The following is a 23,378-nucleotide window of genomic DNA, read 5'->3' on the forward strand; positions in this document are numbered from 1 at the left end:
GAGAGTGATTATCATATAGGGGAATTTGCAAAACCGCGCGTTCGCGGTATCTCCGTGACATGACCGAAGTGGATCGGCGCATTGCCGTGTTCGAGAGCCAGCTCAAAGGGGCCGGGCTGCGCATGACGCAGCAGCGGCGGCTGATCCTGCGCGTGCTGGCGGAGGCTGACGACCACCCCGACGCCAAGGGCATCTTCACCCGCGCCTTCGCGCTCGATCCGACGCTGTCGCTCTCGACCGTCTATCGCACGATGAAGGTTCTGGAATCGCAGGGCGCGATCGAGCGCCATGCCTTCGAGGATGGCGTCTCGCGCTATGAGCATGCCGACCAGGAGCATCACGACCACCTGATCGATATCGAGTCGGGCCAGGTGATCGAGTTCTCCTCGGACGCGATCGAGGAGCTGCAGCGGCGCATCGCGGCCGAGCTCGGCTACGAGCTCGTTCGCCACAGGCTCGAACTCTACGGCCGCAAGAAGCAGCCGGTGAGAAAATCGTCGCCGCGCAAGCGCAGCTAGAGCCTGCTGGGTTTTGACGGAACCACGCCGTCATTCCGGGGCTTCGCGTCAGCGAAGAGCCCGGAACCCATGAACGCGGGGTCAGACGAGAGGCGCGGTGGATCGGGAGCCCTTTTGACGGGCTGTCGTGTTCATGGGTTCCGGGCTTGGGCCTGCGGCCCGCCCCGGAATGACGGCGTGTTCCGTATCAGACCCGGCGTGCTCCAGACTTCCCGTCTTCGCCGCCGCCTCAGCCGTCGACGACGTCGTCGTACTCCGGATGTTTCGCAATCCAGCCCTTGAGGAACTCGCAGCGGATCACGGCCTTGCGCCCACTCGCCCGGATCAGCTCGAAGACGCCCTTCGCCAGCCGCGAGCCGATGCCCTGCCCGGCGAACTGCTCGGGGACTTCGGTATGGAGCAGCACCAGCCGGTTGCCGTCGCGCCGATAGGCGACGAGGGCCGTGCCGCCGTCGAGCGTCAGTTCGAAGCGGTTCTGCTCGGGCTTCTCGACGACATCCATGTTCAGCTCCTTCGACTCAGCCCTGCGCTTCCGAACGCCAAGGGTAGCTCCAGGTTTCCGTCAGCGTCTTGTTGCCGCTCCTGAGGAAGGCCCGCATCTCGGCGAGCTGGCCGGGCTCGACCACGACGTCGATGAAGGCGCGGAAGCCGTCGGTCTTCGGGTTCGGCACGATGAAGGCGCGGTCGATGCGGCCATAGGCGATCGAGGGCACGATCTCGACCTTCTCCGGCTGTTTCAGGAAGTAGTCGAGATCGCCGCCGGCGAAGTCGATGATGAAGCGCCGCGCCCCGTCGGTCACCGGCTCGCCGGAGCCGAGCGCCTTGGGCCGCGCCTGATAGGTGTTGATCACGCGCCCGCCCGGATGCAGCTCGCTGGAATCCATCATGGCGATGAGCTTGTAGCCGAAGGAGAATTCGCGGCCCGGCTCCAGCGGCGTCTTCGGCGCCCAGAGCGCGACGATGTTGTCGTTGGTCTCGTCGGTGGTCGGCAGCTCGATCAGCTCGACGACGCCTTCGCCCCAGTCGCCCTGCGGCTCGATCCAGTAGGAGGGCCTGAGCTCATAGGCGAGATCGAGGTCCTGGTAATGCTCGAAGGTGCGGTCGCGCTGCATCAGGCCGAAGCCGCGGACATTGCGCTCGACGAAGGAGGAGACCGCCTGCTGCTTCGGATTGCGGAGCGGACGCCAGATCCATTCGCCGCTGCCGGAATGGATCATCAGCCCGTCGGAATCATGCAGCTCGGTGCGGAAATCGTCGAAGAAGCGGCGGTCGTTCTCGCCAGTGAAGAACATGGAGGTCAGCGGTGCTAGCCCGAGCTTCTCGACGGGCTTGCGCGGGAACAACGTCGCCGCGACGTCGATCACCGTGTCGAGATCGGGGTAGATGGTGAAGCGGTAAGCGCCGGTCACCGAGGGTGAATCGAGCAGGGCGTGGACGATGACGCGCTCCGCATCGGCGGTGGGCGACTCGATCCAGAACTCGCGGAAGACCGGGAATTCCTCGCTCGCCGTGCCGGCGCCGATCGACAGCCCGCGCGCCGAGAGGCCGTAGCGCTGGCCGCGCCCGAGCACGCGGAAATAGCTCGCGCCGATGAAGGAGATGAGCTCGTCGAGGATGCGCGGGTCGTTCAGGGCGAAGTGCAGGCGGAAGCCGGCGAAGCCGAGATTGACCGGCAGCGGCTTGTCGAACTTGACCTTGCCGTAGTCGAACAGGTTGGCCGCATAGGGCACCGGCGTCGGCACGCCGTCGCGCACGACGTTCACCGTGACGGGCCGGGTGAAGAGGAAGCCCGGATGGAACATCTGCATCCGGAAGGGCGAGCCGTTCTGCGCCAGCAGCGCCCGCTCGGGCCGGAAGCGGATGTCGCGCCAGGAATCGTAGTCGAGCCTGGCCAGCGCCTCGGGCAGGGCCGGGCTCGGCTCATAGGGAACGGCGGCGATCTCGCGGGCCCGGCGCTGGACATCCTCGAAGGCGAAGCGCGGCTGCGGCGGCGCGGCGGGCGGCGTCGGCTGGGGCGCGCCCTGGGGCTGAGGCTGCTGCGCGAGCAGGACGGAAGGCGCTGCCGAGAGGCAGAGCGCGGCTGAGAGTCCACCCAATACCCGGCGGCGGTCTGTCGTTGTCATGCGTGGTCCGTGTTCCCGTCGGGCCGGCGGCGAAACATGCGCGGCAGCCGTGACTTAAGGCCATCAAATGGGGCCGGTCTAGGGCATCTGCCATTGACAGGAGATGAAGATGCCGCAACCTTCGCGACCGGCCGGATGCGGCCAGCCGCTCGCGCCCGCAAGGGCAAGGTGAACGCATCCCGATAAGTCCCTGTCCTGATCCCGATCGACTCGTGGACGGATATCGGCAAGGCGAGCCCCGATCGATCCCGTCCGAGCGAGAAGGATCACGACGATGCGTAGCTTCCGCGATGCGAAGCAGATGGCGAAAAGCCTGCGCGAGACCATGGCCGCAAGGCAGGTCCCGCTGTCCCACTCCGAAACCCTCGAGATCGTCGCCCGCCAGTTCGGCTATGACGACTGGAACGTGCTGGCGGCCAAGATCGGCGAGTCCGGGCCCGAGGCACCGCAGGATCAGCCCCATGAAGCCGTCCGGCTCCAGATGGGCATTCCGATCCTCAGGATCTTCGACGAGGCCAAGGCGAAGGAATTCTATCTCGATTTCCTCGGCTTCACGATGGACTGGGACCACCGCTTCGGGCCGAACATGCCGCTCTACATGCAGGTTTCGCGATCGGGCCTGCAGCTTCATCTCTCGGAGCATCATGGCGACGCCAGCCCGGGTTCGACCGTCTTCGTCTGGATGCAGGGGGTCGACGCCTTCCGCGCCGAGCTCATCGGCAAGCGCTATACCAATTCGAAACCCGGCATCCAGGAGGAGGGCCCGGGCGGCCGCACGCTCGAAGTTCCCGACCCGTTCGGCAACCGGATTCGCTTCTGCGAGAAGCGCGGCTAACCCATAGCCGGCGAAGCGCTTTCCACCGTCAACCCGCTTCCGGATAAGCGCAGATCGGCCCTGCAAAAAAATGCGGCTCCGGACTCACAAAACACTTGTGGTCCGGGGTCTGCATCCGTATATCGCGTTCACCCAATTCGCACGTGCCTGTGGCCGCGTGCTGGTCGGTGGGCATCCGGACAAGAGGCCGGACAGCCGCCAGGGGTTGGAGGACGGATGGAGGGGATGGACATCCCTCAAATCACGCCTCCCAGTCTCCGCAAGGAGATTGTTCCCCGACACAGACCAGCAGCCGGAGGCAAAACCGGCGAACCCCGAATCTCCACGGGGGACGCAGCTTAAAGCAACGACGGAGCGGGCTTTTTTGGTCTCGCCGGCTTTCCACAGGCCGGCACCGAAGAGGCTTGTCCTTCATTGCCGGCCGTGCGGGGTCTTCCCCAATCGAACGGTGTTTCGGGTCCGGACGGTTCGTCCGCTGTAGCAGGCGTCTCCAAAGCGCCTCGCGACTGCGACGATTCATTCCGGCGATACATCGCATCGACGCCGCTTGCGTCGAAGGGGAGTCGCGTCTCATGACCGACCGCATCCGTGAGTTTCTTCGTACCCGCCGCGAGGACGGGCCCTGCGTCGTCATCGACACCGATGTCGTGCGCGAGAACTATCATGCCTTCGCCCGCGCTCTGCCCGACACCCGCGTGTTCTACGCGGTGAAGGCGAACCCGGCGCCGGAGGTGCTCGCGCTGCTGGCCAAGCTCGGCTCCTGCTTCGATTGCGCCTCGGTCGTCGAGATCGAGCTCGCGCTCGCTGCCGGCGCCACCGCCGACCGCATCTCCTTCGGCAACACCATCAAGAAGGAGCGCGACGTCGTGCGCGCCATGGAGCTCGGCGTGCGCCTCTTCGCCGTCGACTGCACGGCCGAGGTCGAGAAGGTCGCCCGCTCGGCGGACAAGACCGGCACGAAGGACGCGCGCATCTTCTGCCGCATCCTCTGCGACGGTGCCGGCGCTGACTGGCCGCTTTCGCGCAAGTTCGGCTGCGTGCCAGAGATGGCCGCGGACGTGCTCGAGCACGGCCATCGCCTGGGCTTGACCGCCTATGGCATCTCGTTCCATGTCGGCTCGCAGCAGGCGAACGTGAACGCCTGGGATTCGGCGCTCGCTTCGGCCTCGGCGATCTTCAAGGAGTGCGCCACCCGTGGCATCTCGCTGTCGATGGTCAATCTCGGCGGCGGCTTCCCGGCGCGCTACCTGAAGCCGATTCCGGGCGTGCCGTCCTATGGCGACGCGATCTTCCGGGCGCTGTCGAAGCATTTCGGCAACCAGCTGCCCGAGACGATCATCGAGCCGGGCCGCGGCATGGTCGGCGAGGCCGGCCTGATCGAGGCCGAGGTCGTGCTGATCTCGAAGAAGGCCGAGTCGGACGAGGTCCGCTGGGTCTATCTCGATATCGGCAAGTTCAACGGTCTGGCCGAGACCATGGACGAGGCGATCCGCTACCCCATCCGCACCGCGCATGATGGCGATGCGACCGTCCCGTGCGTGCTCGCCGGCCCGACCTGCGACTCGGTCGACGTCATGTACGAGAGGACCCCGTACATGCTGCCCTTCTCGCTGGAGATCGGCGACAAGGTGCTGATCGAGGGCACGGGCGCCTATACGACGACCTATTCGGCCGTCGCCTTCAATGGCTTCCCGCCGCTGAAGCAGTACGTCATCTGACGTCGGAAGGGGCGAGAGCCCCTTCCCAACCCATCGGGTCCGGCGAAGCGCCCTGCCAGAATTCGGCATGCTGCCCGGCGAAATCCGGGCGGAGCGTGCGCATCTCCAAGAATGGAGCATGCGGGCGTGGCTCCCGCCGGACCCCCTTCCACACAACCCATCCGCTTGTGGCCGCGCTTGCGCGGCGCCGGGAAGGTTCGTCGGTTTCTTGCGCGAATTCTGATCGCCGGCCGTTCCGGCCGGCGGAAAGCGCGAGGCGAACGCTCCGGCAGGAGGTACGTCATGATCACGATCCGCGACGAGATCGCCACCGATATCCCCGCCCGCGAGGCGCTGCTCGACCGTTGCCTCGGCGAGCGCCGCACCGCGAAGTCGAGCGAGCGCCTGCGCGAGGGCCGGATCCCGGCCGAAGGCCTGGCGCTCACGGCCGAGCGTGACGGCGACGTGCTGGCGACGGTCCGTCTCTGGCATGTCGAGGCGAACGGCGTGCCCGCGCTGCTGCTCGGCCCGCTCGCGGTCAAGCCCGAGCTGCAGGGCGATGGCCTCGGCAAGGCGATGATGCGCGAGGCGCTCTGGCGCGCCGCATGCCGCGGCCATGGCGCGGTCATCCTCGTCGGCGATGCGCCCTATTACGCCCGCTTCGGTTTCGATCCGGCGCTGACGCGCGATCTCGCCATGCCCGGCCCGGTCGAGCGCGAGCGCTTCCTCGCCATCGAGCTGCGCGATGGCGCGCTCGACGGCGCTGAGGGCGTGCTGGCCGCCGCCGGCGCGCCGATCCCGGCCGCCGCCGAGGCGGCGGAGGTGGCGCAGGCCGCCTGACATTCACGACCCGTCATCGCGCCGTCATCGCCCGGCGCTTTCCATGCGATGGCCGCGTGGAGACCGCCGCGGCGATTGACGGCGCGATTTTGCGCCCATACGACCCTTTTTACCGCTTTCCCCACGAACCCAGGAGTTTGGAAGAATGACGAATTGGCCCGTCTACGGCGAGATCACCGGCCCGATCGTGATGATCGGTTTCGGCTCGATCGGCCGCGGTACGCTGCCGCTGCTCGAACGGCACTTCAAGTTCGACAAGAGCCGCTTCGTCGTCATTGCTCCAGATGATTCCAATCGCCACCTGCTCGACGAGCGCGGCATCCGCTTCGTCCAGGAAGCGCTTACGCCGGCAAACTACAAGGACATCCTCGAGCCGTTGCTGACCGCCGGCGGCGGGCAGGGCTTCTGCGTGAACCTGTCCTGCGACACCGGCTCGCGCGACCTGATGGAATTCGTGTCCAGCCTCGGTGCCCTCTATATCGACACGGTCAACGAGCCCTGGCTCGGCTTCTATTTCGACGACAGCAAGGGCGCGGCCGAGCGTTCGAACTACGCGCTGCGCGAGATGACGCTGGCGGCCAAGCGCGCCCGCGCGCCGGGATCGCCCACGGCCATCTCCTGCTGCGGCGCCAATCCCGGCATGGCCTCCTGGCTGGTGAAGCAGGCGCTGATGAACATCGCCGGCGAGATGCGCCTCAACGCGCCGGAGCCGACCACCCGCGCCGAATGGGCGGGGCTGATGCAGCGCGTCGGCGTCAAGGGCATCCATATCGCCGAGCGGGACACGCAGCGCTCGCGCAACCCCAAGCCGCCGGGCGTCTTCGTCAACACCTGGTCGGTCGAGGGCTTCATCGCCGAAGCCGTGCAGCCTGCCGAGCTCGGCTGGGGCACGCATGAGCGCTGGATGCCGGCGAATGCCCATACGCATGAGGCGGGCTCGCAGGCCGCGATCTATCTGATGCAGGCCGGCGCCGAGACCAAGGTGCGCAGCTGGTGCCCGACGCCGGGACCCCAATACGGCTTCCTGGTGACGCATAACGAGTCGATCTCGCTCGCCGACTACTTCACCGTGCGCGACGAGAGCGGCAAGGCGGTCTATCGCCCGACCTGCCACTACGCCTATCATCCGACGAACGATGCGGTGCTCTCGCTGCACGAGATGTTCGGCAATGTCGGCCGCCCGCAGAGCGAGCATCACATCCTCGAGGAGGGCGAGATCGTCGACGGCATCGACGAGCTCGGCGTGCTGCTCTACGGCCACGAGAAGGGCGCCTACTGGTACGGTTCGCAGCTCTCGATCGAGGAAGCTCGCCAGCTCGCGCCCTATCAGAGCGCGACCGGCCTGCAGGTGACGTCTTCCGTGCTCGCCGGCATGGTCTGGGCGCTGGAGAACCCGGGCGCCGGCATCGTCGAGGTCGAGGAGATCGACTTCAACCGCTGCCTCGAAATCCAGCAGCCCTATCTCGGGCCGGTGAAGGGCTACTACACCGACTGGACGCCGCTCGACGGTCGTCCGGGGCTGTTCCCGGAAGACATCGACACCAGCGATCCCTGGCAGTTCCGGAACATTCTGGTGCGGTGAACGAGGGCGTCATCCCGTGCGCGCTGCGGCATGCAATGCCGCGGCGCAGACATGGGACCGTTTCCAGAAAGAGGCGCCTTCTCGTCGCGCGATCCCGCATCTACGCAGCAGCACTGACGTGCCGCCGCGCGTGCGGGATGACACATTACGCCTACGCCCGTTTCACCTTCACGCCCGCCAGGAGCCACGCCCCGGCCAGGAAGAAGACGATCAGCACCGCGAGCCCCGCGCGTTGGCTGGCGAAAGCGGTCGTCGCCAGCGCGACCAGCGTCGGGCCCATGAACGACGTCACCTTTCCCGAGAGGGCGAACAGCCCGAAGAATTCGCCGATGCGTCCCTCCGGCGCCAGCCGCGCCATCAGGCTGCGCGAGGCCGCCTGCAACGGGCCGGCGACGAGGCCGATCAGAAGGCCGAGCCCGAGATAGACCCGCTCCGGCAGCGAGGCGAACAGCCCGTCGCCGGGTGTGGCCGGCGTCGCGGGGATAAAGAAGAACACATGGTCGGCACCGAGCGAGAGGATGCCGAGGCAGGCGAAGAGCAGGGCGGCGATCGAGCCGAGCACCACCGGCTTGCCGCCGATGGCATCGTCGAGCTTGCCGCCGAGCCAGGCGCCGAGCGTGCCGGTGACGGTGAGCAGGATGCCGAAGACGCCGAGCTCGATGGTCTGCCAGCCGAAGACGCCGGCCGCATAGATGCCGCCGAAGGCGAAGAGCGCGACCAGCGCATCCTGATAGATCATGTTGGCGAGCAGGAAGCGGCCGAGCGACGGCAGCTTCGGCAATTCGGCCAGCGTGTCCTTCAGCCGCCCGACGCCGCCCTTGGCAGCCTCGGCGAGGCGCATGCCGGTCGGGGTCGAATCCGGCGTGAACAGGAACATCGGCGTCACGAAGACGATGAACCAGAGCGCCGTGAGCGGGCCGGAGAAGCGGTCGCCCTCGCGTGCGGCGGCATCGAGCCCGAAGATCGGCGCGATGCCCGCCAGCGTCCTGCCGGTCTGCGGGTCGGCCGCCAGCAGGCCCAGCGTGATCGCCAGCGAGAGCAGTCCGCCGAGATAGCCGATCGCCCAGCCGGTGCCAGAGAGCCAGCCGAGCCGCTCGGGCGGCACGAGCCGCGTCATCATGGCGTTGTTGAAGGTGGTGGCGAATTCGGCGCCGATCGTCGCGATGATGAAGCCGGCCAGTGCGATAGGCACGGCCAGCGTGGAACCCGGCACGGAAAACCAGAGCAGCCCCGAGCCGATGACGAGCAGCGCTCCGAACGCGGCGATCCATGGCTTGCGCGGCCCTGTCCGGTCGGCGATGCCGCCGAGCAATGGCGAGAGCAGCGCGATGCACAAGCCCGCAAAGCCGGTGGCATAGCCCCAGAGCGCCTGGCCCTCGGTCGCGTCCCGCGCCAGCGCCGAGGCGAAGAAGGGGGCGAAGACGAAGGTGGTGATCAGCGTGAAGAAGGGCTGCGCCGCCCAGTCGAAGAACAGCCAGGCCGTGACCGCACGGCGCGGCGGATAGCCGGCGGATGGGGCCGCCGGCGCAATGGCGGGAGCGGCGGAATTCACTGGAGCGTCGTATCCGGATCGCCGCCACCGCGGGCGAGCTCGATCTCGGTGATCGCGACCAGAACCTCGGCGCGATCCTTCAGCGTCTGCGCCTCCAGCAGGGCCTGCTTCTCGCGCGGCCCGAACGGGCACATCATCGAGAGCGCGTTGACCAGAGCCTCGTTGGGCGCCTCGTTGACGCCCTTCCAGTCGATCTTGAGATCGTTGGCCTTGGCGAAGTCGCGGAGCGCCTTGAGCAGGCCCTTGCGGTCGACCTCATCCTCGCCGGTGCGGGCGACGAAATCCGTCGCGAAGACCTCGTAATCGACCCGGGCCTGCCGATAGGCCGTCATCGCCGAAAGCTCATCGAGCAGCCGAAACCGGCTGATCCCGGTCAGGGTGACGATGTAGCGGCCATCGCCGGTCTCCGAGAACTGGGTGATGCGCCCGAGGCAGCCGACCTTCAGCAGCGGCGGGATCTCCGGCTGGCGGCCGGTTTCCGGCTCGGGCTGGATCATGCCGATGACGCGCTCCGCCTTCAGCGCGTCGTCGATCATGGCGAGATAGCGCGGCTCGAAGATGTTGAGCGGCATCTGGCCGCGCGGCAGGAGCAGGGCGCCGCTCAAGGGGAAGAGCGGGATCACCTCAGGGCAATCCTTGGCGCTTCCATAGACGGCGTTCATGCCCATCAGCGCTTCCGTCCTCTCGGTGGTCAGGAGAACAACAGGGTCGACAGCTTGCGGCGGCCGGCCACGCTCGCCTCGTCCATCGGGCCCCAGGCCTCGAAGAACTGCAGGAGCTGCTTGCGCGCGCCGTCGTCGTTCCAATTCCTGTCGGCCCTGATGATGGCGATCAGATGGTCGACCGCCTCGTCGCGCCGGTCGCGGGCATTGAGCGCCAGCGCGAGATCAAAGCGGGCCTGATGATCCTTCGGGTCGGCGGCGACCTTCGCTTCCAGTTCGGCGGTGTCGCCGAGCGAGGCGGCCTGCTCGGCCAGGTCGATCGCGGCGCGCACGGCCGCGATCGTCGGATCGCCGGCCTTGTCCTCCGGCACCATGGCGAGAATGCCCTTGGCGCCCTCGATATCGCCGGTGTCGAGATGCAGCCGCGCCAGCCCGGCGATGGCGGCGAGATTTTCGGGCTCCAGCTGGAGCACGCCGGCATAGAGCTCGCTGGCGCCAGCTGCGTCGCCCGCCTCGGCGGCGGCCTGCGCCTCTGCGATCAGCTCCTCGGTGGCGCCCGGCCCCATCGGCCCGACCAGGCGCTCGATGAAGGCCTTCACCTGGCTTTCCGGCTGGGCGCCCATGAAGCCGTCGATCGGCTGGCCCTGCTTGAAGGCGATGACGGCCGGAATCGACTGGATGCCGAGCTGGCCGGGAATCTGCGGGTGATCGTCGATGTTCATCTTGACGAGCTTGACCTTGCCGCCGGCCGCCTTGACCACCTTCTCGATGACCGGCGTGAGCTGCTTGCACGGGCCGCACCAGGGCGCCCAGAAATCGACCAGCACCGGCTGCTTCATCGATTCAGCCACCACGTCGTCGCGGAACCCCTGCGTCGTGGTGTCCTTGATCAGGCCGGGTTGCCCGGCTGCCTCGCCATTGACCAGCATGGGTCGTCCTTCGTGATGCTCGCTGTGGCGCCCGCGTGCCATGTGGCCGCCGGCGCAGTCGCGTCATAGATGGGATGCTTCAGCCGTTCTGTCCATCGGGCGGGACCGGCAAATCGACGATCAGCGGCTCATGGCCGGTCCCCCGGAAGAAGGCGAGGAGATCGTCGCGGCTGACCCGCAGCGTCGCGGTGTTGATCAGCGGGTGGAAATTGACGTCCTCGCCCGTCGCCAGATTGGCGTCGAGGACCATGGTCACGGCCTTCTCCCGATCATTGATGACGGCGAAGGCGGTGACGGAGCCCGGCGTCACGCCGAGCCTTTCCATCAGCAGCTCGGCCGAGCCGAAGGACAGCCTGCCGCTGGCCCCGATGCGCTCGTGCAGGCGCTTGAGGTCGATCCGCGCGTCGGCTTCGGCCGAGACGAGGAACAGCCGGCCCTTCTTGTCCTTCAGAAAGAGGTTCTTGGTGTGCAGCCCCTGCAGCGGCTCGCGATGGGCTGTCGATTCGGCGACGGTGAACACCGCCGGATGATCGATGCGATGGAAGGCGATACCGTGCGCGGTGAGGTGATCGCAGAGCGCTTCGGGGGTGACGGGGGTGTTCATGGCGGGACGGTCGATGATCGCTGGGGGGCGGCAAACGGCGGGGTCGGTCGGCATGGCGCGATGCCCGGCCCCGATCGGCTGATCGGGGCCCGCGTGCATGCCACGTCCGATGCCTAGCTTCCCGCAAAGCCGGCGGCAAGGTGTCGCCGAGGGCGCGGTTTCAGCAACGGCCGGCAAAAAACTTTCGACAGGCGCTTGCACTCCGGCGCGCTTTGGGGCAATAACCCGACCGCGCCGCACGGCGCGGCTGTCTCGGATGCGGGTGTAGCTCAGGGGTAGAGCACAACCTTGCCAAGGTTGGGGTCGAGGGTTCGAATCCCTTCGCCCGCTCCAGACAATCTCAAGACTTGAGAGGCACGTAAGCGTCGGGTTTCCCGGCGCTTTTTGCTTTTTGGGCTTGGATAATTCGACGCCAGTTCCGAAAGCGCTAGAAAGCCCGTGGTTACATCGCGGTTACAAGCACGCCTTGGCGCCGATCCGCTCGTGCTCACTGTTTGAAGCAATTCTCCCGATGCCACTGCAGGAAATGCGGATGCGGACGATCATGGGCTCGCAGCGGCGGTAGTGCTCGACCTGTCTTATTGATGAAGCTGCGTATCCCATCCGCGTCATTGGCCTGCCGCGACACCAGGATGTCGAGGTCGTCAGATAAGCTGATCAAACCGCGGTCGAACATCCAGTGAGCAGTGCCTGACAGGGCGATCCCATTGCTGACGATGTCGGGGCCCATTCTCTCGACAGGACGAATGTGAGCCGCGTCAACCTCAGCCCGACCGCCGCCGTTGATCAACTTGAGCCCTGTGATCGCGCAACGTTCGTCGTAAGCGCGCAGGACGACGCGGCGAAACACCCGGTCACGAACGATCCGCGAAACCAGGAAGGTCGCCCGTTCGCGCTCCTGCTCGAATGCGATCGGCGCCTGCTCTTCCGCGAAACCGTTAGGCGCCACCTCCTCATCGAGACGCGGCAGCAGCAGAGCTTGATTTTCCACACCGAGGCTGGTGATTCGATCGAAATCCGCAGGCGAGAGCGGACGCACTGCCGCCTGGGCACGCCCCGAGATGCGCCCCTCCTCGTTCAGGACGCCGCGCTCGATCGCACCCTGAGCGTCAGTGAAGGGAACAGGGTTAGCGAAATCGAGATAGCTGCCGGGTTCGATGATGGCGATGTACATATCCGGCTCGGCCGGATCAGGGATCACTTGCTCAACCTTCGCCACCGCGAAGTAGCCACGCGTCGCTGCAACCTTGCGCGGCTCATAGTAGATGATCCAGTCGCCGACGCAGGCCTGCACGCGGCCGAGATATTGACGTGGGAATTGATACCGCTCAGCCGGGCTGTCGTCGTAGATCGAATCCTGTCGATGAATAAAGACGCCGAAAGCCATGCTTGCTCAACTGCTATGCTCAACGCAGCTGAGCAAGGCCGGCCGGCCAGGTCAATCCTTCGCCAGTGCGCCAGGAGCCGAAGTTGACTAATCGCCTGGAACCGGACCGCCTTTTAGTAACCTTGTAGGCGCGCTCTGGTGACCAGTCACTCGGCTTGCATGGTGCCGTTGGCGAACGGCATGTGAACCGCTAGGCAAAAGCCTGTGAAGCTCGGAGCGACGTAGCAGATGCAATTCGCTATCTGTAATCGGGGCGGACGGCGTTCATACGTTCGCCCGCCCCGATCGCTCAGCCGATTCTCAGGCCGCGCTTGATCGCGGCGTAGAGATAGGCGGCTTCCTCCCGCGCTTCGGGCGAGACCGTGACGGCGCGCAGGAAGCTGTGCTCAAGGTTCTTGGCCACACGGACCTCGGCCTGTGCCCCGTCTGCGTTCATTCGCTCGCCGTAAAGCAGGCCTTCGTCGTAAAGAGGGTCGAGTTCGGCGACATGGATGAAGGCCGGCGGCAGATCGGCGTAGTTGGTCGCCTGCAGCGGCACGGCATAGGGGTCCTTGGTGTCCAGCTTATCCGACAGATAGGCCTTCAGATAGAACTCGAGATCATTCTTGTTGAACTGCGGATCGTGGTTGATCCGAACATAGCTATCGGTCTCCAGATCCGTGTTCATTGGGCCGGGATACAGCAGGACCTGCATCGCTAGCTTCGGGCCTTGACGGTCACGGGACATCATCGAGATGGCCGCGGTCAGGCCGCCTCCGGCGCTGTCGCCGGCGATCGCGAGGCGATCGAGGTCGATCTTGTAGCGGTCGGCGTATTTTTCGAGCCATTGCAGCGTGAAGAAGCCGTCATCAACCGCAGCCGGATAGGGGTTCTCCGGCGCCCGGCGATAATGTACGGCGACGATCTGGGCGCCGGTGCCGGCCGCCAGGTTCGCAACCACCGTATCGTGGGTGTAGAGGCTGCCGGACATGTAGCCGCCGCCATGGAAGTAGACGATCGTCGGCTGCTTCTCGTCCGATTTCTGGCTGTAGATCCGGACCGGGATCTCGCGCCCCGGCGCGGCGATGAACCAGTTCGTGACGGTGAGGCTCGCGGGATACGGCTCCTTGAAGATGTCCGCATAGGCTTCGAACTGCGCGCGGCGCTCATTGGGGTCGCGCGGGCGGGCCTTCGACCCACCGCGAACGTCGCTCACCCGCTTCTTGTATTCAGTCATCGCGTGTTCAAGCATTCTTCCGTTCCTCTTTCTTGGTGATCGTGGCGCGACACCGGCCACGTGGAAGGCGTGTGATCCGCGGCGGGCGCCGCTGGGCATGTCTGGGATCTAGTCGGCAGCGTCTCTCGGCGAGCTCAGGTCGCGCAGCCCGTCGCCCAGCAGGTTGATGCCGAGCACCAGGACCACGAGCGCGACACCAGGAATCGTGATCACCCAGGGCGTGAAGAAGACGTAGTTTCGCCCTTCGGCGATCATCAGCCCCCAGGACGGCAGCGGCGGCTGGACACCGAGGCCGAGGAAGGAAAGAGCGGCCTCGAGCAGGATCGCATGAGCGATCTCGAGCGTGAATACGACCAGGATCGGACCCAGAATGTTCGGCAGCACATGCCGCAGCATGATTCTGCTGTCGGAGCCGCCATATGAGCGCGCCGCGATGATGTACTCGCTGTCGCGCAGCTGCATGACCGTGGCCCGCGCCACCACGGCGAAGCGATCCCATAGCAGCAAGCCGAGAACCGCGACCACGACGGTGAGCGAGCTCCCGATCAGCCCGACAACCGCGAGCGCCACCAAAACGATCGGCATGGCGAGCCGCACGGTGATGAAGAAGGAGATCACCAGGTCGAAGCGGCCACCATAGAAGCCGGCCAACATGCCCAGCAGGATACCGATCGAGCCCGAGATCAAGACGGTGCCGAAGCCGATCAGGAGCGAGATCCGGCTGCCGTAGATCAGGCGGCTCAGATAGTCGCGGCCGAGTTGGTCGGTCCCCAGGATATGGGTCCAGCTGCCTTCCGCCGCCCAGACCGGCGGCTTTAGCCGCATCGGCAGATCTTGGAGATAAGGGTCATACGGGGCCAGGAGCGGCGCCGCGACCGCGCAGAGAATGGCGATGAGGACGATCGCCCCGCCAACACTCGCGCCGCTGTTGCGCAGCCAACGTCTGGCGCGCGAGCGCAGTGCCGGTGCGCCCGGAGGCCCGGAGAGAGACAGATCGGTCATTGCAGGCGCACCCGGGGATCGATGGCGGCGTTCAGCAGATCAGCCGCCAGCGTGAGGACGACGAAGATCATCGAAAACATCAGCACGATCGATTGGACGACGGGGAAATCTGCCCGCTGGATCGATTCCCAGCTGAGATAGCCGACGCCATGCAGCGCGAAGACTGTCTCGACGACCGTCGAGCCCCCGAGCAGGAAGCCGAACTGCACGGCGGTGAGCGCCACGACCGGCATCAGCGCATTGCGCACGGCGTGGGTTGTGACGATGGCCCGGAGGCTCAGCCCCTTGGCACGCGCGGTCCGGATGTAGTCTGCATGCAGGACCTCGATCATCCCCGCCCGCGTCAGGCGCATGATCGCCGGCATCGCATAATAGGCGAGCACGATGATCGGCAGGATGAAGCCCTGCCACTCCTCGCTGCCCGATAAGGGCAGCCACTGCCAGTGCAGGCCGAAGATGTAGATCAGCATCAGCGCGAGCCAGAAGCTCGGTACCGCCTGGCCGACCACGGCCGTCGTCAAACAGAGCCGGTCCAGCCAGCTGTTTCGATTCAGTGCTGCGCAGATGCCGAGCGGGATCGCGAGTAGCAAGGCCAGCCCGATCGCCAGCGTCGCGACGGTGAAGGTGACCGGGACGCGTTCGAGGATTAGCGCCAAGACCGGCTGCTTGAAGTAATACGACTCCCCCAGATCGCCGCGGACGATTTTCCCGAGCCAGTCGAGATATTGCAGCGCAAGCGGCCGATCCAGACCGTAGCTGATGCGGATTTGCTCGACCTGCTCGGAACTGGCACCCTCACCGGCCAGCGCCTGGGCAAGATCGGCCGAGAGGCGCAGCACGGTGAAAGACACGACCGAGACGGTGAAGGCGACCAGGACAGCAACGAGGATTCGTTTCAGCGCGAAACTTGCCAATGCGAACCTCCCTTAGAATTGGGGCCGATCGAAAGGTTCATGAAGGTCACTTCCAGGTAGCGCGGTAGAAGCGGTTGATCTCATCCGGAGACGGCGTGAAATCGAGCTCCTTCGAGAAAGCATAATTGTTCGTGATCTCGACGAGCGGCAGCCAGTAGACCTGATCCAGGATACGGTCCTGCGCCTCCTTGTAGAACTTCGTCCGCTCCTCGACCGATTGAGTACCGTCAGCCTTGCGGATCGCTTCGGTCACGACCGGGTCCCGCGAAAGGTCTTGCGGCGCCTCGGCGAAATAGGTCCCGAACGCGATCGAGGCGTCGCTGATGCCCCAGAAGCCGGTCGAGGCGTGGAAGAGCGGCATCTCGCGCTTGACCCATTTGTCGCGGAAGGCGGCCCAGACGTTGAAGTTCATGTTGGCGCGGATGCCGACGCGCTGGAGATCGCCGATCACCGCCTCGGTGATGAAGCGGTCCGAGGTGGAGCCGATCGAGGTCTCGAAACCGTCCGGCACCCCCGCCTTGGCCAGAAGCTCCTTGGCCTTGGCCGGATCATAGGCGTAATCGACCCCTGGCGCGGGGCAGGCAAGCTGATTGGTCGCGCAGACCGTCTTGAGCGTGGCCGCTCCACCGCGGATGAGATTTTTGGCGATCGCGTCGCGATTGACCGCATGGGCGAGGGCGCGACGGACCTCGGGACGCGCGAGCGGCGACTGCGGGTCAAGCGCATTAAAGGTCAGGAAGGCGACCCGCAGGGTCGGCGAGCGCTCGACCCGGATTGTGGGGATGCTTTCCAGTTGGTCGGCCTGGTCCGGCGTCAGCCTCCACAGGAATTCGGCGCGCTTCGTCATGAGCTCGCCCATCATCAGGTTGAGGTCTTTCTGGGTCCGGACAACGACCCGCTTGATGCGCGCCTTGGGCTTCGTCCCGCCTGAGAAGTAGGCGTCGTTCCGCTCCATCATGTATTCTCGCCCGGGAGAGAACGAGGTGATCTTATAGGGACCGGTGCCGATCGGGTTCTTGCCCATCCCGGCCGTGCCGACCTTCTTATAGTATTCATCCGGATAGATCGGCACGCCCAGCGAGAGATATTCCAGCGCCGCCGGGAACGGGCGCTTTAGCTTGATGCGCACGGTGTATTGATCGACCTTCTCGACGGCGTCGATCCAGCTGATCATCTGCACCAGCAGGATCTTGTTCGCCGGGTCCTTGACGTAGTCGATCGTGTAGACCACGTCGTCGGCATCGAAATCCTCGCCGTTGTGGAATTTGACGCCTTTCCGCAGCTCGAAGATGAGGCTTGTCGGGCTCTCCCACTTCCAGCTCGTGGCGAGATTGCCGACATACTCCCCGGTCTTGGGGTCGCGATCGACAAGCCCGTCCCAGACGTTGTTCATCAGGGTGAGGCCGGAATGGTCCGTGAAGTAATAGACATCCAGCGTGGTCTGCTCGCGGTCCCATGACACGGTGAGCGTGTCGTTCGCCTTTCCGGCAAACGCAGGGGTTGCGGCAGCAAGGCCGAGCAACAGAGCAGCAACGCGTGAAGCGGTCATCGCAGTCCCCTTGGTATCGTTGAAAATGATCGGATTTTCCGGTCGCGCAGCGGCAGTCGTTTCGCCTGGCCACCTGCGCCGATCACAAGTTCGAAGGCGGCCTGCCGCGGGCACCATCCCGGCGCATCGAGTGGCGCGTTGACCAGACACCGACGCCGGGGACCGCGACGCGTTTCCCTCGACGCATTTCTGAACCTGCAACATTCAAACCTCCCGACTGGTCATTCCCGGAGTTCCATGAGCATTGCTTCATTATATTGAATTACGTGTCAAGAATGAAACGCGAGCCGGGAGCTGAATTTCGGAGAATCAGCCCTTATATCATTGAATTAACTGAATAATTTCATATCAGAGAAATTCGAGTGCGACCCAATTGCGCAAAACAATGAATTTCACTATGGTCCATTTTCACTTAAATGGACCCACTTGCATGCCGAAGCCTTTTGAAGACGCTACCCCGGCGCCCTCCGACGATGACGCCGTCCAGATCGGGCAGCGGCTGCGAGCGCTGCGCAACGAAAGGAACCTGACAATCCTCGAGCTGGCGGCCAAGGCAGGGCTCTCCGCCGGGATCATCAGCCAGATCGAACGCGGCAATTCGAACCCTTCGATCAGCACGCTGCAGAAGCTGCGGGGCGCGCTCGGGGTCAATCTTTGGGCCTTCCTCGAACGGGAGGCGACATCCGAAGGCGAGCCGGCCTTCGTCCGCCGCCGGGAGGACCGCCCACGCTTTGTCGTGGGTCCCGGTCTTCTGACCAAGGAGCTGCTGTCTCCTAAGGATAACAACCAGCTCCGCTTCATGATCCTCACCTTACCGCCGGGCGCGACCAGCGACGATGTCCTGACCGGGCCGGGCGACAAGGCCGGCTACGTACTCTCGGGGCGGGTAGAGCTGACCGTCGGCAACGCCGCAGCAGAGATCCGCGAGGGCGACAGCTTCCAGTTCGAAAGCAGCATCCCGCATCACCTAGTCAATCGCAGCGGCGAAGAGGCCAAGCTGGTCTGGATCATCCGCATCAGAGAATCGCACCTCTAAAGCGATAAGCAGCAGCTCGCTCCCCTTCTCCCCCCACACACAACGAGTAGAGGCACAATGATTACCCGTCATGAAGTCACCGGCCGCTTGAGCAAGGTTCTGGTTGCGAACGGATTCGCCTTCCTCTCCGGGCTGACCGCCAAGGACCGCAGCGGCGGCGTGCGCGAGCAGACGGCCGATATCCTGGCTCAGATCGATTCCTATCTCGCGATGGCCGGTACCGATCGCACCCGTCTCGTGACCGCAAATATCTGGCTGAAGGATGTCGGCACGTTCAACGAAATGAACGCCGTCTGGGAAACCTGGGTCGACCCCGAGCAGCCGCCGGCGCGCGCGACGGTCGAGTCCCGTCTCGCCGCCGACGACATCCTGGTCGAGGTACAGGTCCAGGCCCTCGTCTAACGGGCGCAGCAGGCGCCTCGCCGTCCACGTCTTTCTCCATGAAATCGGTCGCGACATGTCACGAGATTTGACTGCTCCCAGCATGCTCCCAGGTGATCCGTCCTGGTGGTTCACCGATGCTCTCAAGGCCGAGGGCGGCGCTCCGCCGTCATCATCGCTCAAGGGTGACATTACGGTGGACGTTGCCATCGTCGGCGGCGGTTTCACGGGGTTGTGGACGGCACTGGCATTGCGCGAGCGCGCCCCCGGACTGAGCGTCGCACTCATCGAGGCGTCGCTCTGCGGCTCGGGCGCGAGCGGCAAGAACGGGGGGAAGGCCCATGGCTACTGGGCTTCGCTTGGCGGAATGGAAGCTTCTCTCGGCGCAGACGCCGCGCTCGCGGTCGCCCGCGCCGGCACCAGGGCACAGGATGCAATTCGCCGCTTCGCGACCGCGCCGGGGCGCGATGTCTGGTGGCGCGAGGCCGGCAATGTCCGGGTCTCCGCTTCACCGGCGCAGGATACAAAGGTCGCCGCCACCCTAGCGACAGCCCGGCGCTTGGGCGTGCCCGACACGGCCCGTGAGCTCTCACCGCAGGAGGTCGAGGCGTACTGCAAATCGCCGGCCTTCCGAGGCGGCATCTATTTGCCCGAGGGCGCCAATGTGCACCCGGCCCGGCTCGTCCGAGCCTTGCGTCAGGCGGCGATCGAAGCCGGCGTCACGATCTATGAAAACACACCTCTCACAGGGCTCGACACCGGCTCGCCCAACCGGCTTCGCGCGCCCGGAGGACAGATCATCGCGCGCGAGGTCGTGCTCGCGACCAATACCGGTCTCGCCAGCCGCCGCGAGATCAAGCCGTATATCAGCGTCTTCTCGAGCTATGCGCTGATGTCGGAGCCGGTTCCGGACAAGCTGCAGGAGATCGGCTGGACGGGCGAGGAAGGCCTCGCCGATATGCGGATGTTCGTGCACTATTTCCGCAAGACCATCGATGGACGGGTCCTGATGGGCTCGGGCTCCGGCCCGATCAGCTACAACGGCAACGCCGTCGATCCGAGTCTGACGGAGGATGCGGCTTCGGCGGCCCGCGCCGAGCGCGGCTTGCGGCGGCTCCTTCCCGGCCTCGGCAATGTCGCGGTGGCGAAGATTTGGGGCGGAGGCATCGATGTCTCTTCCGATCGCCTGCCTTTCTTCCGCACTCTGCCGGGCACGCGCGTGCATTACGGCTGCGGGTATTCCGGCCATGGCGTCAATCCTACCTATATTGGCGGCCAATCACTTGCATCGCTGGTACTCAGCGAGCAGGACGAATGGGCAAATCTCCCCTTCTGCCGCCGCCAGCTCCCTGCCTTGCCGCCGGAACCATTCCGCGTTGTCGGTGGCCGCTTCGTGCGCTGGGGCATCATCGGCTGCGAAGAAGCTGAGGAGCGCGGCGAGGCGCCCTCCGCAGTCGTGAGAGCCGCTGCTGCAATCCCCAAACTGTTTGGCCTACGGATCGGAACGCGCTGACCGACACCTATTGCGGTTGGCAGACATTTTTCGGAGCTACGTTAAGTCCTCGGTGAAGGGCTTGGTTTAGTCCGACTTGCCAAGCGCTTTTCGTTCCCTCCGCGCCAGGTCCGGCTGCTCGGCGACGACCGAAAGGTACTGCTCGAAACCGGATATCGGCGACGTCAGCTAGGGGCCAGCTTCGCCACGATAGCTAATATGCTGGAAAGCGGACGCCCCAGATGTCGGCAGTGGGCTACTCGGGGCCCTATTCGCCAGGTGGGGCTGCTCCCTCAGCCACCTGCATCAACGCATGAGGTTCCGCCCCGATTGCTCGCGCGATGGCAATGTATTCCGCGACATCAAGGCGCCGCTCGCCCAGCTCATATTTCGAAACGAAAGTCTGGCGCTGCCCGATCCGCGCCGCCAGTTCGACCTGGGTGACGCCGGCATCCTTGCGCGCCTGGATCAGCGCCGCGAGCAAGACCTTGTAGAGTTCGGAGCGGGTTGAAGCCAAAGCCGGCGCCCAATGCGGATGGACCGGCGCTCCAAAGAAACCCGAAATTCGGATACCCCAAAATAGGGTATTCGGTCATGCTGCCTCCGGGATCGACGATCGGGGAGGCGCGGCGTGAAGGAGCAGTATGTCGGGGACGTCAACGACTATCGGAAATACGCCCTGCTAAGGCAGCTTGGGCGATCAGGCTTGAAGCTTGGCGTGTGCTGGATGCTGACGCCGAACGACGGGCGCAGCGACGGCAACAAGCTCGGCTATCTCGATCAGGCGAAGCAGGAGCGTCATGATCCCGAACTGTTCACGCTGCTGCGGCGGGTGAGAAACGAGCCTGACGCCCGCCGGCTGATCCTGATCGAAGCCAGCGAGACCCTGCCGGGCGCGGTTTTCGTCAACGCCATCGTTCCCGAGACACTGTTCGAGCGGCAGCTTTGGTTCAAGCAGGCGAGCGCGGTGCTGGCCGATACCGATCTGATCTTCTTCGATCCCGACAACGGCGTCGAGGTCGGCTCAGTCGCGAAGGGACGGCGCAATTCCTCGAAATACGTCTATCGCGATGAGCTAGCCGCGACCTATCGCGATGGTCACTCGTTGTTGATCTATCAGCACTTCCAGCGAAAGGAGCGCGAGAGCTTCATGCGCGATGTCGCGGGCGATCTCCGGCGCATCRCTGCCGATGCAGAGATTTGGGCGATCCGGACCGCACACGTTGTGTTTATGCTGGTGATTCAGCCACGACACCGCGCGGCACTGTCCGCTGCCGCTCATCACGCCCGCGAAACCGCCGATCCAGACTTCCTGCATGCGCGGCTGATCGAGCACGCTGCGAGCCCATGATTTTGCACTGATTTTCGTCGTGTTTCCGTTCCAGCTTTTTTGCTGGAGCAACGGATTATGGCGATCAGGATGTTGGGAATGATGACGGTGGCTGGGCTCATGCTTGGCGGCTGCCAGACGGCGCAGCAGGCGACTGAGGCTCGCACCAAACTGGCCTGCTTCCAGGCCGGCTATGGCGAAACCTCGCCGCGTCACGCCGAGTGCATGCGCACCCTGCTGCCTGTCGCCCAACAGATCGATACGCAGCGGCGCCTGAACGAAATTGGCGACGGTCTTGCCCTGATCGCCGCGGGAACGCAGCGCCGCTGACAAGCGCTCAAATGACTCAACACGAGCGCGTACTCTCGCAGCACGCCGGCGAACTGGAATACGTCGGCTAATGTGGGAAGCCGAAGTTTATCGTCCAACGGCCTGAGAGACCGGGGCGCGGCCTTGAGCGGGAACTGGGTCGAGCCCCGAAATTCGGCAGCTTCGCCGGTCAGTTTCGACGGTCTTCACGTCTTGTGGTGCGGCCGGTACGGCGATCAGTGCGTCGATCGTCACGTCCGCCGCGCCGATCCTGACGTCGGTCCATGCCCGTGGTTTCGGCCTGAGACGGTGATGACTTCAGTACCGCTGCAGTCCCTGCAAGGGCCAGTGTGGCCGCCGACCACAAGAATGACAGGCTGCGTCGACGTGTGATCCCGTCCGAAATGGCGAATTCGCTCATGTACAGGCTCCTCGCGTTCAATGAACCGCTTTTCCTGCCCCCGCCGCCCATCCAGACCGACGTATTTGAAGCCTCACCTGCGTTCGCAAACCACGGTGAGAACCCATCCGCGTCACTCATGGAGCGTAGTTTATGGGCCTCGAAGTTGTGTCACACAAGCAGATTGGGTCGGAAGCTAAAGTCCGACCAAGGATGCCCATTCTCCGGCCCAGGGCCAGCTAGGCCCTTTGGCAGGCCAGACCCGACAGACAACCCATCGCGTCTGACGTTGCGTGCTTGCGGATTCGATGTCGGAATTTGTACCGATAGGCCGGACTTTCTGAGATGTGCGAAAGGCTGGCTTTACGCGTTCGGGCTTCATGATGCTGCGCCCGACGAAGCGAATCCTTGCCCACAACCTGGGCGGGCATCTGTGTCGTGGCAATATGGTGAGGGCTCGCGTCATGGTGGCTGCCCTGCTCGTTATTGCATTTACAGCCGGTTACCTGACTGGCTTTTCGGCGGGCGAACGGCTTTGGAAGCGATGTGCCTTCGAAGCTCTGGATCAGGTTGCCACCCTGGTTGGCAATTTGCGGATCGATCCGTCTCAGCGACGGAAATAGCTACGGAAGCAAATCCCAGCGACAATCGAGGCGAGGCCGCAACGGGTCGTTTCCGGCAATTGGGCTGGACGGCCGCTAATGTTTGAGATGGGCCGGACAGCGGACCTCACCCGAGCCACGGCCGGCCATCGGCGGCGGTGCCATGGTACTGGCCTGCCCCCTGAAAAGTGGCCCTCCCTGAAGTAGGCGTTTTGAGCCTTTGGAGGATGCCCGCGATGCCGCAGAAGAAGCACAAGCCTGAAGAGATCGTCGCGAAGCTGCGGCAGGTCGACGTGCTGTTGTCCCAGGGGCGCCCGGTCGCGGAGGCGATCCGGGCCATCAGCGTGACGGCGTTCACGTATTATCGCTGGCGCAAGGAGTTTGGCGGGCTGAAGTCCGACCAGGTGAAGCGTCTGAA

The 23,378-nt window shown here is 64.8% G+C and carries 24 protein-coding genes and 1 tRNA gene; 12 read left to right on the forward strand and 13 right to left on the reverse strand.

Annotated features, from left to right (window positions below; translation table 11 throughout):
• Positions 1-59: 59 nt before the first annotated feature.
• A complete protein-coding gene (locus AC1DVA_RS19920) occupies positions 60-518 on the forward strand; it encodes a Fur family transcriptional regulator (RefSeq protein WP_265050636.1) in 459 nt (152 codons plus the stop codon).
• 229 nt (positions 519-747) lie between these two features.
• Here the strand turns inward: AC1DVA_RS19920 and AC1DVA_RS19925 are convergent, their stop codons facing one another.
• Complete coding sequence (locus AC1DVA_RS19925) at positions 748-1,020, reverse strand: GNAT family N-acetyltransferase (RefSeq protein WP_476807001.1); 273 nt, start codon at positions 1,018-1,020, stop codon at positions 748-750.
• 16 nt (positions 1,021-1,036) lie between these two features.
• Positions 1,037-2,641, reverse strand: a complete 1,605-nt coding sequence (locus AC1DVA_RS19930) for an OpgD/OpgG family glucan biosynthesis protein (protein WP_265050634.1) — start codon at positions 2,639-2,641, stop codon at positions 1,037-1,039.
• 274 nt (positions 2,642-2,915) lie between these two features.
• Here AC1DVA_RS19930 and AC1DVA_RS19935 point away from each other — a divergent pair, with 274 nt between their 5' ends.
• From AC1DVA_RS19935 to AC1DVA_RS19950, 4 genes are all read left to right on the forward strand, one after another.
• A complete protein-coding gene (locus tag AC1DVA_RS19935; protein ID WP_476807002.1) occupies positions 2,916-3,476 on the forward strand; it encodes a glyoxalase superfamily protein in 561 nt (186 codons plus the stop codon).
• A gap of 572 nt (positions 3,477-4,048) precedes the next feature.
• Positions 4,049-5,194 (forward strand): type III PLP-dependent enzyme, encoded by a 1,146-nt coding sequence (locus AC1DVA_RS19940; protein ID WP_476807003.1) that lies wholly within the window; start codon positions 4,049-4,051, stop codon positions 5,192-5,194.
• A 282-nt stretch (positions 5,195-5,476) separates the two neighbouring features.
• Positions 5,477-6,013, forward strand: coding sequence for a GNAT family N-acetyltransferase (locus AC1DVA_RS19945; protein WP_476807004.1), 537 nt, complete (start codon positions 5,477-5,479; stop codon positions 6,011-6,013).
• A 145-nt stretch (positions 6,014-6,158) separates the two neighbouring features.
• On the forward strand, positions 6,159-7,595 hold the full coding sequence (locus AC1DVA_RS19950) for a homospermidine synthase (protein WP_476807005.1): 1,437 nt from the start codon (positions 6,159-6,161) through the stop codon (positions 7,593-7,595).
• A 151-nt stretch (positions 7,596-7,746) separates the two neighbouring features.
• On the opposite strand, the gene AC1DVA_RS19955 is transcribed toward AC1DVA_RS19950, so the two are convergent.
• The 4 genes from AC1DVA_RS19955 to AC1DVA_RS19970 all read right to left on the reverse strand — a co-directional run bounded on the left by AC1DVA_RS19955 (position 7,747) and on the right by AC1DVA_RS19970 (position 11,342).
• Positions 7,747-9,147: an MFS transporter gene (locus tag AC1DVA_RS19955; protein WP_476807006.1), complete on the reverse strand. Its 1,401-nt coding sequence runs from the start codon at positions 9,145-9,147 to the stop codon at positions 7,747-7,749.
• Positions 9,144-9,815, reverse strand: coding sequence for an LON peptidase substrate-binding domain-containing protein (locus AC1DVA_RS19960; RefSeq protein WP_265050628.1), 672 nt, complete (start codon positions 9,813-9,815; stop codon positions 9,144-9,146). Before AC1DVA_RS19960 ends, AC1DVA_RS19955 begins: the two co-directional genes overlap by 4 nt.
• 23 nt (positions 9,816-9,838) lie before the next feature.
• On the reverse strand, positions 9,839-10,738 hold the full coding sequence (trxA, locus tag AC1DVA_RS19965) for a thioredoxin (RefSeq protein WP_476807007.1): 900 nt from the start codon (positions 10,736-10,738) through the stop codon (positions 9,839-9,841).
• 79 nt (positions 10,739-10,817) lie between these two features.
• Positions 10,818-11,342: a prolyl-tRNA synthetase associated domain-containing protein gene (locus tag AC1DVA_RS19970; RefSeq protein ID WP_476807008.1), complete on the reverse strand. Its 525-nt coding sequence runs from the start codon at positions 11,340-11,342 to the stop codon at positions 10,818-10,820.
• A 258-nt stretch (positions 11,343-11,600) separates the two neighbouring features.
• Between AC1DVA_RS19970 and AC1DVA_RS19975 the strand changes: the two genes are divergently transcribed.
• Positions 11,601-11,675, forward strand: a tRNA-Gly gene (locus AC1DVA_RS19975).
• Positions 11,676-11,829: 154 nt separating this feature from the next.
• Here the strand turns inward: AC1DVA_RS19975 and AC1DVA_RS19980 are convergent.
• The 5 genes from AC1DVA_RS19980 to AC1DVA_RS20000 all read right to left on the reverse strand — a co-directional run bounded on the left by AC1DVA_RS19980 (position 11,830) and on the right by AC1DVA_RS20000 (position 17,410).
• Entirely contained in the window at positions 11,830-12,729 is a 900-nt protein-coding gene (locus AC1DVA_RS19980) for an HNH endonuclease (protein WP_476807009.1), read from the reverse strand.
• A 289-nt stretch (positions 12,730-13,018) separates the two neighbouring features.
• On the reverse strand, positions 13,019-13,960 hold the full coding sequence (locus AC1DVA_RS19985; RefSeq protein WP_476807010.1) for an alpha/beta hydrolase: 942 nt from the start codon (positions 13,958-13,960) through the stop codon (positions 13,019-13,021).
• 93 nt (positions 13,961-14,053) lie between these two features.
• Positions 14,054-14,947 carry an ABC transporter permease gene (locus tag AC1DVA_RS19990; RefSeq protein WP_476807011.1) on the reverse strand — a complete coding sequence of 298 codons (894 nt, stop codon included), beginning with the start codon at positions 14,945-14,947 and terminating at the stop codon, positions 14,054-14,056.
• Positions 14,944-15,861 carry an ABC transporter permease gene (locus AC1DVA_RS19995; protein ID WP_476807012.1) on the reverse strand — a complete coding sequence of 306 codons (918 nt, stop codon included), beginning with the start codon at positions 15,859-15,861 and terminating at the stop codon, positions 14,944-14,946. Before AC1DVA_RS19995 ends, AC1DVA_RS19990 begins: the two co-directional genes overlap by 4 nt.
• A 46-nt stretch (positions 15,862-15,907) precedes the next feature.
• The gene (locus AC1DVA_RS20000; RefSeq protein ID WP_476807013.1) at positions 15,908-17,410 is read right to left on the reverse strand and encodes an ABC transporter substrate-binding protein; all 1,503 of its coding nucleotides are present in this window, start codon (positions 17,408-17,410) and stop codon (positions 15,908-15,910) included.
• 373 nt (positions 17,411-17,783) lie between these two features.
• Here AC1DVA_RS20000 and AC1DVA_RS20005 point away from each other — a divergent pair, with 373 nt between their 5' ends.
• The 3 genes from AC1DVA_RS20005 to AC1DVA_RS20015 all read left to right on the forward strand — a co-directional run bounded on the left by AC1DVA_RS20005 (position 17,784) and on the right by AC1DVA_RS20015 (position 20,340).
• Entirely contained in the window at positions 17,784-18,446 is a 663-nt protein-coding gene (locus AC1DVA_RS20005) for a cupin domain-containing protein (RefSeq protein WP_476807014.1), read from the forward strand.
• Positions 18,447-18,503: 57 nt separating this feature from the next.
• Positions 18,504-18,848 (forward strand): RidA family protein, encoded by a 345-nt coding sequence (locus tag AC1DVA_RS20010; protein WP_476807015.1) that lies wholly within the window; start codon positions 18,504-18,506, stop codon positions 18,846-18,848.
• A gap of 82 nt (positions 18,849-18,930) precedes the next feature.
• Positions 18,931-20,340, forward strand: a complete 1,410-nt coding sequence (locus AC1DVA_RS20015; protein WP_476807016.1) for an NAD(P)/FAD-dependent oxidoreductase — start codon at positions 18,931-18,933, stop codon at positions 20,338-20,340.
• 247 nt (positions 20,341-20,587) lie between these two features.
• Here the strand turns inward: AC1DVA_RS20015 and AC1DVA_RS20020 are convergent, their stop codons facing one another.
• Positions 20,588-20,836 (reverse strand): helix-turn-helix domain-containing protein, encoded by a 249-nt coding sequence (locus AC1DVA_RS20020; protein ID WP_476807017.1) that lies wholly within the window; start codon positions 20,834-20,836, stop codon positions 20,588-20,590.
• Positions 20,837-20,950: 114 nt separating this feature from the next.
• On the opposite strand from AC1DVA_RS20020, the gene AC1DVA_RS20025 reads away from it, so the two are divergent.
• Entirely contained in the window at positions 20,951-21,670 is a 720-nt protein-coding gene (locus AC1DVA_RS20025; RefSeq protein WP_476807018.1) for a hypothetical protein, read from the forward strand.
• Positions 21,671-21,727: 57 nt separating this feature from the next.
• On the forward strand, positions 21,728-21,979 hold the full coding sequence (locus AC1DVA_RS20030; RefSeq protein WP_265050613.1) for a hypothetical protein: 252 nt from the start codon (positions 21,728-21,730) through the stop codon (positions 21,977-21,979).
• Between the two features lie 169 nt (positions 21,980-22,148).
• Here the strand turns inward: AC1DVA_RS20030 and AC1DVA_RS20035 are convergent, their stop codons facing one another.
• On the reverse strand, positions 22,149-22,379 hold the full coding sequence (locus AC1DVA_RS20035) for a hypothetical protein (RefSeq protein ID WP_476807019.1): 231 nt from the start codon (positions 22,377-22,379) through the stop codon (positions 22,149-22,151).
• A gap of 817 nt (positions 22,380-23,196) precedes the next feature.
• Here AC1DVA_RS20035 and AC1DVA_RS20040 point away from each other — a divergent pair.
• A partial coding sequence (locus AC1DVA_RS20040; RefSeq protein ID WP_476807020.1) for a transposase occupies positions 23,197-23,378 on the forward strand: 182 nt, incomplete at its 3' end.

The organism is Allobosea sp. P4_C6 (assembly GCF_056402015.1).